We start from the raw sequence: 450 nt of genomic DNA on the forward strand, positions 1-450 counted from the left end.
GGGACATTGGATGATATGATTTATATAATTTTTATTGTTCAACTCCGGCGCCGCGAATCTCTATTACCACATCCCAATCGAGCGCCTCAACAAGTGTGGATGTGTTGTCTGATTCTATTAATCTACAAACTAATTTGGTGATCTTTTCTGGTGTGGCTCATGTGATATTTTTTTTTTGTGCGGATTTTTTTTGCAATTATGATGCAGATATCATTTGATCATGTATATGCTCATGTTCCTCAAACACAAACAGAAATCACTCTTTCATTTGCTCCTTTAGTTAAAAAGACAGTTCCATCTGTTGTAAATATTTATGCAGCTCGACAAATTAGAGCACGCTCACCTTTTGAAGGGGATCCATTTTTTGAGCAGTTTTTTGGTCGTTTTCAAAATAAATTTCCTGTTCGCAAGCAATCGTCATTAGGATCAGGGGTGATTGTTGATTCACGT

At 36.7% G+C, this 450-nt stretch carries 1 pseudogene; it reads left to right on the forward strand.

From position 1 onward, the window contains the following. Positions 1–198: 198 nt before the first annotated feature. Positions 199–450: pseudogene (locus tag J7R13_RS08955) on the forward strand (S1C family serine protease); the annotation flags it as partial.

This window comes from Bartonella taylorii 8TBB (assembly GCF_902825155.1).
Classification (GTDB): Bacteria; Pseudomonadota; Alphaproteobacteria; order Rhizobiales; family Rhizobiaceae; genus Bartonella; species Bartonella taylorii_A.